Source organism: Bacillus sp. P4_D3 (genome assembly GCF_056401855.1).
Genome location: NZ_JBFUIN010000098.1, coordinates 1 through 9853, shown reverse-complemented (window position 1 = coordinate 9853; position 9853 = coordinate 1). Strand labels below are relative to the sequence as shown.

Annotated in this window: 12 protein-coding genes and 1 other annotated feature; of the genes, 7 read left to right on the top strand and 5 right to left on the bottom strand. The window is 37.5% G+C overall.

Annotated elements, in window-relative coordinates; all coding sequences use genetic code 11:
* Window positions 1–85 precede the first annotated feature (85 nt).
* From AC1DTM_RS12975 to acuA, 4 genes are all read right to left on the bottom strand, one after another.
* A complete protein-coding gene (locus AC1DTM_RS12975; RefSeq protein WP_016106363.1) occupies window positions 86–943 on the bottom strand; it encodes an alpha/beta fold hydrolase in 858 nt (285 codons plus the stop codon).
* 226 nt (window positions 944–1169) lie between these two features.
* Complete coding sequence (gene acuC, locus AC1DTM_RS12970; RefSeq protein WP_477000318.1) at window positions 1170–2336, bottom strand: acetoin utilization protein AcuC; 1167 nt, start codon at window positions 2334–2336, stop codon at window positions 1170–1172.
* Window positions 2333–2977 (bottom strand): acetoin utilization AcuB family protein, encoded by a 645-nt coding sequence (locus tag AC1DTM_RS12965; protein WP_002160217.1) that lies wholly within the window; start codon window positions 2975–2977, stop codon window positions 2333–2335. The genes acuC and AC1DTM_RS12965 overlap by 4 nt, the downstream gene beginning before the upstream one ends.
* Window positions 2978–2994: 17 nt before the next feature.
* Entirely contained in the window at window positions 2995–3627 is a 633-nt protein-coding gene (acuA, locus tag AC1DTM_RS12960) for an acetoin utilization protein acetyltransferase AcuA (RefSeq protein ID WP_016106361.1), read from the bottom strand.
* Between the two features lie 176 nt (window positions 3628–3803).
* On the opposite strand from acuA, the gene acsA reads away from it, so the two are divergent.
* From acsA to tyrS, 6 genes are all read left to right on the top strand, one after another.
* Window positions 3804–5522: an acetate--CoA ligase gene (acsA, locus tag AC1DTM_RS12955; protein ID WP_477000317.1), complete on the top strand. Its 1719-nt coding sequence runs from the start codon at window positions 3804–3806 to the stop codon at window positions 5520–5522.
* Window positions 5523–5611: 89 nt separating this feature from the next.
* Window positions 5612–6169, top strand: coding sequence for a maltose acetyltransferase domain-containing protein (locus tag AC1DTM_RS12950; protein ID WP_033710727.1), 558 nt, complete (start codon window positions 5612–5614; stop codon window positions 6167–6169).
* A 67-nt stretch (window positions 6170–6236) separates the two neighbouring features.
* Entirely contained in the window at window positions 6237–6692 is a 456-nt protein-coding gene (locus AC1DTM_RS12945) for a hypothetical protein (protein ID WP_016106359.1), read from the top strand.
* The gene (locus AC1DTM_RS12940) at window positions 6673–7218 is read left to right on the top strand and encodes an RNA polymerase sigma factor (RefSeq protein ID WP_016106358.1); all 546 of its coding nucleotides are present in this window, start codon (window positions 6673–6675) and stop codon (window positions 7216–7218) included. The genes AC1DTM_RS12945 and AC1DTM_RS12940 overlap by 20 nt, the downstream gene beginning before the upstream one ends.
* On the top strand, window positions 7199–7444 hold the full coding sequence (locus tag AC1DTM_RS12935) for a hypothetical protein (protein ID WP_002160222.1): 246 nt from the start codon (window positions 7199–7201) through the stop codon (window positions 7442–7444). Before AC1DTM_RS12940 ends, AC1DTM_RS12935 begins: the two co-directional genes overlap by 20 nt.
* Before the next feature lie 77 nt (window positions 7445–7521).
* Window positions 7522–7749 (top strand) — a binding site (T-box leader).
* A 70-nt stretch (window positions 7750–7819) separates the two neighbouring features.
* Entirely contained in the window at window positions 7820–9076 is a 1257-nt protein-coding gene (tyrS, locus tag AC1DTM_RS12930) for a tyrosine--tRNA ligase (protein ID WP_477000316.1), read from the top strand.
* A 78-nt stretch (window positions 9077–9154) separates the two neighbouring features.
* Here the strand turns inward: tyrS and AC1DTM_RS12925 are convergent, their stop codons facing one another.
* Complete coding sequence (locus AC1DTM_RS12925) at window positions 9155–9457, bottom strand: YjdJ family protein (RefSeq protein ID WP_016106356.1); 303 nt, start codon at window positions 9455–9457, stop codon at window positions 9155–9157.
* Window positions 9458–9607: 150 nt separating this feature from the next.
* On the opposite strand from AC1DTM_RS12925, the gene AC1DTM_RS12920 reads away from it, so the two are divergent.
* Window positions 9608–9736 (top strand): hypothetical protein, encoded by a 129-nt coding sequence (locus AC1DTM_RS12920; RefSeq protein WP_002112286.1) that lies wholly within the window; start codon window positions 9608–9610, stop codon window positions 9734–9736.
* The last annotated feature ends 117 nt before the right edge of the window (window positions 9737–9853 follow it).

Here is a 9853-nt window from a genome sequence, read left to right as displayed (position 1 = left end):
GTATACAGTTGTGCCGATGGGAGGCTGGGCGACTGGGGAACAAGTTACATTTGTAGGGAAGTAAAATATGAAAAAAGTAGCAGGTTTAGTGCCTGCTACTTTTTTTGTGTAACGATTTATAAAATTTTTGAGTAGTAGAAGTAAATAAGGCGACTTCTTCTAAAAAAGGATAATGATTACTGCGCTCAAATGGCACAAATATAGAATTAGGCATGCCCTCATGCATTTCAATAGAATATTGAATCGGGCACTGCACATCATGTCTTCCGCAAATAATAAGCGTCTTTGTATGGATAGAAGGTAAGTACTTTCTTAAATCAAATAACGGATATTCATAAGAGAAAGCGTTCATCCGGCTAGCGGACATTGTTTTTTGGATTGGTTTACAAAAATAAGAGTTGTAGTTTTCAGGTTTATACAATGATAATTTGGTTCTCTTAGTAGATAATTCTTTTCGTTCTGCATTTGTAAGATGAGGGCTTTTCAAGTTTTCGATGAGTTCTTGCATATAATGAAACTGTGGATGTTCTGGATGATAAATACAATTAGATGTTTTCGTATAATCGCTCGCTGCAGCCCCGACCACAACTAATGATTGCAAGGAAGTTGGATATGTAATGGCATATAAAAGTCCAAGCATACCGCCTGTTGAATGACCAGCCAAATGCCATGTGGGAAATTGTAAAGATTCTCGTATCGCTTCTAAGTCGTGAATCGTTTCGATCATACGTAATTCATTTTCTGACCGGGCTTTTACAGAGTTACCAGCGTCTCGTAAATTAATAAGGAATACACGATGTGTAGAAGTAAAAACATCCGCAAAGTAATCACCAGTTTCATTAAATTGTGAATAATGATGTGTAATGCAAAGCGGTTCACCATTTCCTTTTGTAAAGAGTTCAAATGTGCCACGTTTCGTGTTAATTATTTGTTGTTTCCACATAATATCACTCCCTTGTCTTATAAAAGTTGGACCAGTCCATTAGTAACTGAAAATATATCAGCGATTATTCGATTATATCGACCACAACTCGAAATATATCAGCGATTATTCGATTATATCGACCGCAACTCAAAATATATCAGCGATTATTAAAATATATCGACTTACCGACAGAAACCGACAATAAATAAAAGGAGGCTGTTCAAAAAGCGAGCCTCCTTTCTGCTTAATACAAAGATTTTGTCATATTATTCCGAATAATTTCGAGAGATTTCGCTACAGTTAATGTGTTTTTTTCTTCGATTTCTGGTTTTCTAGGGATAGGTTGATACATGTTGTCTGGATCTTCCCATGTGAGGGGAAGTTCTGTTTCTGCTTGTCCTTTCCAAGCGTCAATCCATTCTGGAGGGAGATAACCTGAGATGTTTTGGATGTTGTTCATTTCGAGCCAAATGAGTGCCCAGGCTCTTGGGACGACGCGCCAGTGGTCGTAGCCACCGCCGCCGACGGCAATCCAGCGACCATTGCAATATTCATTAGCGATTTCACGAGCGAGTTTCGGTATTTCACGATAAATGTTCATCGTTGCGCAAAGGTGTGTGAGTGGATCGTAATAATGAGCGTCAGCACCATTTTGCGTTAAAATAATATCCGGTTTAAAGTACTCTGCAACTTCTTTTACAACAGTTCGATATGAATCTAAAAATGATTCGTCTTCTGTAAAAGCATCGAGTGGAACGTTAAAAGAATAACTATATCCATTTCCTTGTCCACGTTCATTTACTGCGCCAGTTCCAGGGAATAAATAACGCCCAGTTTCATGTAATGAAATGGTGCACACGTTAGGATCGTCATAAAAAGACCATTGTACCCCGTCACCGTGATGAGCATCTGTATCAATATATAAAACGCGTAAACCGTATTTCTTCTGAATATATTTCATTGCGATAGAGCTATCKTTATAAATACAAAAGCCAGATGCTTTACCACGAAAGCCATGATGTAAGCCGCCGCCTAAATTGAGGGCGTGCTTTACTTTCCCGGAAAGAACAGCATCTACAGCTGTTAACGTACCGCCAACGAGTAATGCACTTGCTTCATGCATATTTGGAAACATCGGTGTATCTTCTGTTCCGAGCCCATATGTCATCGCAATTGATTTTTCTAACTTTCCTTCTCCAGCAAGTTTTACCGCATTTATGTACTCCTCTGTATGAATGAAGGCAATTTCCTCATCCGTAGCCATTCTTGGCGAGATGACTTGAGAAGGGGAGATAAAACCACTCTTTTGTAATAAATCATACGTAAGTGTGACGCGTAGTTGGTTAAAAGGATGATCAGGGCTAAAAGAATAGCCCCGAAAATCGTCTGAATAAATGAAGGCGCTGCTCATGCTTGCATCCCCATTATGTTTGGCCATAATACGCGGTAGCCCTCTGCTTCAAGTGCATCAATCACTTTTAGAGGATTCATCGTTTGAATGCGGAAAACAAGTACTTTATCATTCTCGTCTTTTGCTGGATAGACGAGAACGCTCACAATATTAATTTGTAAATTGCTAAAAATAGCAACTACTTTTCCGAGAATACCAGGTTCATTCTTCACTTGAATTTCAATTTGTGAACTAGGCTGATGTGCTCCTGTTAATTTCACTAATGTGTGCAGTACTGTAGATTCGGAAATAATGCCTACTAGCTTTCCGGCCTTTGTAACAGGGAGGCAGCCAATTTTATTTTCAAAAAATAAAGTAGCAATTTCCTCAACGAAATCAAGAGGATGGCAAGTCATGACAGGGTGTTTCATAATAAGTTCGAGCGGTTGCTGTAGCATATCGAGTGAAACTTGTTCATCAAGAATTGATGGACTTGCATCTCTTACATCCCGGTCAGAAATAATGCCTACTACGTGATTATTTTGATCGACAATTGGAATGTGCCGAATACCTTTCGTACGTATTGTTCGGATTGCTGTTTCGATTGTGTCATCTGGATGCAATGTTACTACATTTTGATTCATAATTTCTTCTACAATCATTCCAGTTGCCCCCTTTATTAATACATAAAACGATTGTGAAAACGTAGACGATCGAATGCTTGAATGGAATCCGTATCAACGCGTTTACCGATGCGAACCATTAAACAGTTAGCGGGGTGTGAACAAATTTCAGGATCGTCTGTAGCCATCCATTGTAAACCACCGGCATTCATCATTTTTTCCATTACTTTTCGGTATTCCCAAACATTTAAGCCTGTTTGTTTTAAATCCCAGTGCCAATAATATTCAGTCGTTAATATAATATAATCTTCCATATGATTGTCCATCATTGAAACTTCTAATAAGTTTTTTCCGACAGAGCAACCGCGAAAGGCTGGGACAACTTCAATCGCCCCGAGTTCAATTAAATTTTCAATCTTTCCTTCTGACCATCGCTCGAGCGGATCAGGATATAAGTATGTAACATATCCAACGATCGTGTGGTCATGTCTAGCAATAATGAGACGAGCTTCTGGCAATTTAGAAATTTCGACAATTGCTTTATATTGCTGCTCGGCAGGACGAAACGCAATTAAGTCTGGATGAAATTCATACATTTCAAGATTATGTGTAGAGACAGGACCTTCAATAATTAAAGTACCTTTCGCTGTTTTTAAGTTTCTGGCATTATATATTTTTTTATGAATCAATTTATTGCTCACCACCTTGAGGGTTTGTGAATCTATTAATATCGTACTTTATAATATATGCGATGTGAATCGAATTTTGTCATTAAAAATTTGTCTAAAAATCAACAAATATACTGAAAATTTTAAATAATATCATTATAATAGATAATAGAATACATAGGAGGGGGATGTAAAGTATGAAAGTGGAAACGCTTCCTGTCATTAAAGGAGAAAATAATTTGCCGAATTATGAAGAGGCATACGCGAATTTTAACTGGGAAGAGGTTAATAAAAATTTTACTTGGAATGAAACTGGCCGAGTAAATATGGCGTATGAKGCAATTGATAAGCATGCGAAATCCGATCGAAAGAATAAAGTAGCACTTTATTATCAAGATGGATCGCGAAAAGAGAAATATACGTTTAAGGAAATGAAGGATTTTTCTAATAAAGCAGGAAATGTCCTGAAAAACTATGGCGATGTTGAGAAAGGCGATCGCGTTTTTATTTTTATGCCGCGTTCCCCAGAATTATATTTCGCACTTCTAGGTGCAGTGAAATTAGGGGCAATTGTTGGACCATTATTTGAAGCATTTATGGAAGGCGCAGTTCGCGATCGTTTAGAAGATAGCGAAGCAAAGGTGTTAATTACAACTCCTGAATTGTTAGAGCGCATACCATTAAATGATTTACCTGCTTTAAAAACGGTCTTCCTTGTTGGAGAAAATGCAGAAGAAGGCGGTAAAACTGTAGCGTTCAATCCTTTATTTGAACAAGCTTCAAAAGAATTACATATCGAATGGTTAGGCCGTGAAGACGGTTTAATTCTTCATTACACATCGGGTTCTACTGGTAAGCCAAAAGGCGTCCTTCATGCTCAAAACGCTATGGTGCAGCACTATCAAACAGCGAAATGGGTATTAGACTTAAAAGAAGATGATGTATATTGGTGTACAGCGGATCCTGGCTGGGTAACTGGAACAGCTTACGGTATTTTTGCACCGTGGTTAGTGGGGGCATCAAATGTTATTTTAGGTGGACGCTTTAGTCCAGAAGCGTGGTATGAAGCGTTACAAGATTACGGTGTAACAGTTTGGTATAGCGCACCAACAGCGTTCCGTATGTTAATGGGAGCTGGACAAGACGCAATTAAAAAATATGATTTATCACAAGTGCGTCACGTATTAAGTGTTGGTGAGCCATTAAATCCAGAAGTAATTCGCTGGGGTATGAGCGCATTTGGACTTCGTATTCATGATACGTGGTGGATGACAGAAACAGGTGGACAAGTTATTTGTAACTATCCTTGTATGGAAATCCGTCCAGGTTCAATGGGGAAACCAATTCCAGGTGTGAAAGCAGCGATTGTTGATAATGAAGGAAATGAAGTGCCTCCATACACAATGGGGAATTTAGCGATTGGTAAAGGTTGGCCAGCTATGATGCGTGGAATCTGGAATAACCCACAAAAATATGATTCTTACTTCATGCCGGGAGATTGGTACGTATCAGGAGACTCTGCCTATATGGACGAAGATGGATACTTCTGGTTCCAAGGACGTATTGATGATGTAATTATGACGTCAGGTGAGCGCGTTGGTCCGTTTGAAGTAGAAAGTAAATTAATCGAGCATGCTGCTGTAGCAGAAGCTGGTGTAATTGGTATTCCTGATCCAGTACGCGGGGAAATCATTAAAGCATTTATCGCGCTTCGCGTGGGATACGAACCATCTGATGAATTAAAAGAAGAGATTCGTCAATTTGTAAAGAAAGGTCTAGCAGCTCATGCGGCGCCAAGACAAATTGAATTTAGAGATAAATTACCGAAAACGAGAAGTGGTAAAATTATGCGCCGCGTATTAAAAGCGTGGGAATTAAACTTACCAACAGGCGATTTATCGACGATGGAAGATTAAGAGAGAAAGGTCTGAACGAAATGACGTTCAGACCTTTCTTTTTTTATGGTATCATAAACTTATATATATAAGTTAAAGGGGATAGTATGATGAAAACAGAAAAAGAAAAGATGATACAAGGAGAAATGTACATACCAGCTGATCCGGTTTTAGTACAAGAGAGGGAGCAAGCTCGTATATTAACAAGAAAGTTAAATGAAACATCAGAAGTAAAATTAGAAGAACGTAGTGCAATCGTAAAAGAATTATTCGGAACGACTGGAGATAACATTCATCTTGAATCTTCTTTTAGATGTGATTACGGTTATAATATTCACGTTAGTGAAAACTTTTACGCAAACTTTGATTGCACTATTTTAGACGTATGCCCAGTTACAATCGGAGTGAATTGTATGTTAGCTCCAGGAGTTCACATTTATACAGCAACGCACCCACTTGATCCGGTGGAGCGCATAAGCGGATCAGAGTACGGAAAACCAGTTACAATTGGCGATAACGTATGGATTGGCGGAAGAGCGATTATTAATCCGGGGGTAACAATTGGACATAATGCAGTCATTGCATCTGGAGCTGTTGTAACGAAAGATGTACCAGATAATGTAGTAGTTGGCGGGAATCCTGCGAAAATTATTAAAAAAATAAAATAATATTTGAACGAAGTGCCTTCCTCGTCTGTATACATTTATGAAAGAATAGATGAGGGAGGCTTTTTATATGTCTAATAAATTGATGCTTACTTTTGCTTTAGTCGGAATTATAGTTGTGTTTTCTTGTGGTCTGTTATTACCGATGCCGATTGGATTTAAAGTTTCAATGATTACAGCTGGAGTTATGATGATTGTTATGTTTTCAATCATTATTCCGTTTGATAGAAAATATATAGTGCGGAAAAAAGGATATAAAATTGATTTTACAAAAACAAAAGTGTATTTTCGCTGGAATGTATTTGATACTATCTCGGCCAGTCTTGCAGTGTACGCATGCATATGTGTGCAAGCATTAAACATTTTAGTTTCAACCGGCCATACAATTCAAAACCCATATGTTCAATTTTTTACGAATCAATCACAAGTGTGGATTATTGTCGCAAGTGTATATTTAATTTCCCGAATTTCATTAACGTTAAAAGGAATAAAGGAGATCAAAAATCATGGCGCAGATTGGGATTGAGGAGGAGCTCATGCTTGCGTATCAAAATGGAGATAAGCAAGCGGGAGAAAAACTATATGTTTTAATCAAGCCAGCGCTATATACATTTTTGTATCGATTTAATCGTGATGAACAACTGAGTATAGATCTCGTTCAAGATACATTTTTAACGTTAGAACGAAAGAAACATATGTATGAAATCGAAAAAGGAAAAATAAAAACGTATTTATTTCAAATCGGTTATCGTCTTATGATTAATAAATTAAATAGAAGAAAAAAGTGGCGTTCGCTCTTACCGTTTTTAGTACCGATTCAAGAAAAGGAATTTTCCCATGAAGACCGTCTTACAGTAAGAGAAGCAATTTTGAAAGTTCCTGAAGAACAGCGAGCGGTCCTGATTCTTTCTTATTATCATGATATGCAGCAAAAAGAAATTGCAGAGGTACTAGATATTCCTATTGGAACAGTGAAGTCGAGACTTCATAACGGGATAAAGAAATTGAAACAATTGCTGGAGGTGGATGAAATTGAGCGAAAATCCCTTTAAGAATGAATATAAATTAAAGCAGCATTTAGATAGTGACCATGTAGAAATACCGGATTTTCCGAAAACGGTAAGTCGCTTCGATCGATTACTTGGATTTCTTGCTTCTCCAGCGAAAGATCCTGTGGAGGCGACGATTGGGAATGATTTATCGGTTGTGTTTCATGTATCGTTATTAGTTGGTGTGCCAGTTCTTTCTCTTATTACGATACTCCTTGCGACGTTGTAAAGGATTGGGAAGGAGAGAAACCCTACCTCTATTTGACACGCCTATATAAATGATGGTATAAAGAAAAGTATATGAATAATTGAGCGTGGAAAGGGAGAAGTAGTGATCATTTCCCTGTTTTAGAGAGCTGATGGTCGGTGAAAATCAGCACATAGATGATCGCGAATTACGCCCCTAGAGCATCTTTTTTCGATTGAGTTATATTCAAAAGGGAAAAGACGGTGCTAAGCCGTTATGTAAATAAGGTGGTAGGCTTTTTTGTCTGCAACTAGGGTGGTAACGCGATGATCAAAATCGTCCCTTATTTGAAGGGGCGATTTTTTTATGTTTTCAACCTTCACGCCAGTAATGAACTTAAAGGAGAGTATGTAGGATATGGGTATTTTACAAGATCTTGAATTTCGCGGGCTAATTAATCAGCAAACAGATGCTGAGGGATTAGAGCAATTATTAGAAAAAGAAAGCGTTAAATTATACTGTGGTTTCGACCCGACAGCGGATAGCTTACATATTGGTCATATGTTACCAGTATTAATGTTACGTCGTTTCCAATTAGCTGGTCACCAACCAATCGCACTTGTTGGTGGTGGTACTGGTATGATCGGTGACCCAAGTGGTAAAAAAGCAGAGCGTACATTAAATACGAAAGATACAGTTGCTTACTACACGGAAAGCATTAAAAACCAACTTTCAAACTTCTTAGAGTTTGAAAATGTGGACAACCCAGCAACGATGGCTAACAACTATGACTGGCTTGGTAACTTAGATGTAATTACATTCTTACGCGATATCGGTAAAAACTTCGGTTTAAACTATATGTTAGCAAAAGATACAGTAGCATCTCGTTTAGAAACTGGTATTTCATTTACTGAGTTTAGTTACATGATTTTACAATCATACGACTTCTTAAACTTATACCAACAACACAATTGCCGTCTTCAAATCGGTGGTAGTGATCAATGGGGTAACATTACAGCTGGTCTTGAATTAATCCGTAAATCAGAAGAAGATGCGAAAGCATTCGGTTTAACAATTCCACTAGTTACAAAATCTGACGGTACGAAGTTTGGTAAAACAGAGGGCGGCGCAATTTGGTTAGACCCAGAGAAAACAACTCCTTACGAGTTCTACCAATTCTGGATCAATACAGATGACCGTGATGTAGTTAAATACTTAAAATACTTCACATTCTTATCTCATGAAGAAATTCTTGAGCTTGAGAAGCAAGTAACTGAAGCACCAGAAAAACGTGCAGGACAAAAATCATTAGGATCTGAAATGACAAAACTTGTTCACGGCGAAGAAGCGTTAGAGCAAGCAATTAAAATTTCAGCTGCATTATTCAGTGGTTCTGTAGCAGAACTTACTGCAAGCGAAATCGAGCAAGGATTCAAAGATGTACCATCTGTAGAACGTACTGCAGAAGATACAGTATTAATCGACTTACTTGTAGAAAGCAAAATTTCACCATCTAAACGTCAAGCACGTGAAGATGTAACTAACGGTGCAATCTACGTAAACGGTGAGCKTACACAAGCGTTAGACTACGTTGTAACAGAAAACGACCGCATCGAAGGTAAATTCACAATCATTCGCCGCGGTAAGAAGAAATATTTCTTAATCCGTTACTAATCAGAAACGAATATAAAACAAATAGTACCCCGAATTGCAGGCTGAAAAGTTTATGATTCGGGGTTTTTATGTATGAATTTAGATTACTTTAGGAGTCCTTTTAAATAGAATATGAAGAATTAATATGAGCATATAAAGTAAGCTAATTAGCATAACAACAAATGCTGTTGGATAAAATTTTGCCGCATATATAAAGAAATCGATTTGATAAATATCTTGGTAATTTGAAACGGTGCCTTTAAAGTAATTCGTAAACTTAGCACTATATTTCCATTCATCAGGATAATCTATCAAATTACTCCCTTGATACCAACTCATAAGTGCGGAAGTAATAAACAGCATAAATGCACTGCCTAACTGAACCATTTGGTTTATTGTCAAAACGAATCAACCTCCTATTTTATGGTTATTATAACGTGCATTCGTATTCCTGTAACCTTTTTGTTGTAATCTCCTTTTCGAGTTCATACGGAAATCACATGTAAGCGGTATGATAAACGTATAACAAATAGAAAGGAGTGGTAAAACAAAATGTCACTAGAAGCGCTCATTATTTTTTCTTTGCTAAATGCAGGACAGCTTGCAGAGAACACGAAGGTTGATATACATAAAGAGCAGAAAGATGCTTATGTATATGTTCAAAAAGAGGAAAATAAATAACTTTATTTTATATATAAAAATGAAGGCTGTTTGAAGTAACTGTTTAGTTGCTTTAAACAGTCTTTTTTAGCTAGAAAGAATAAATCTGTCTAAGGATGTCGTCGATAAATCAAAGAG

What these genes read in the sequence shown, in the direction of transcription:
- AC1DTM_RS12940 (WP_016106358.1), top strand. Translation starts at nt 6,673, where the DNA reads ATGGCGCAGATTGGGATTGAGGAGGAGCTCATGCTTGCGTATCAAAAT.
- AC1DTM_RS12945 (WP_016106359.1), top strand. Translation starts at nt 6,237, where the DNA reads ATGTCTAATAAATTGATGCTTACTTTTGCTTTAGTCGGAATTATAGTT.
- AC1DTM_RS12965 (WP_002160217.1), bottom strand. Translation starts at nt 2,977, where the DNA reads ATGATTGTAGAAGAAATTATGAATCAAAATGTAGTAACATTGCATCCA.
- AC1DTM_RS12920 (WP_002112286.1), top strand. Translation starts at nt 9,608, where the DNA reads ATGTCACTAGAAGCGCTCATTATTTTTTCTTTGCTAAATGCAGGACAG.
- AC1DTM_RS12975 (WP_016106363.1), bottom strand. Translation starts at nt 943, where the DNA reads ATGTGGAAACAACAAATAATTAACACGAAACGTGGCACATTTGAACTC.
- AC1DTM_RS12950 (WP_033710727.1), top strand. Translation starts at nt 5,612, where the DNA reads ATGAAAACAGAAAAAGAAAAGATGATACAAGGAGAAATGTACATACCA.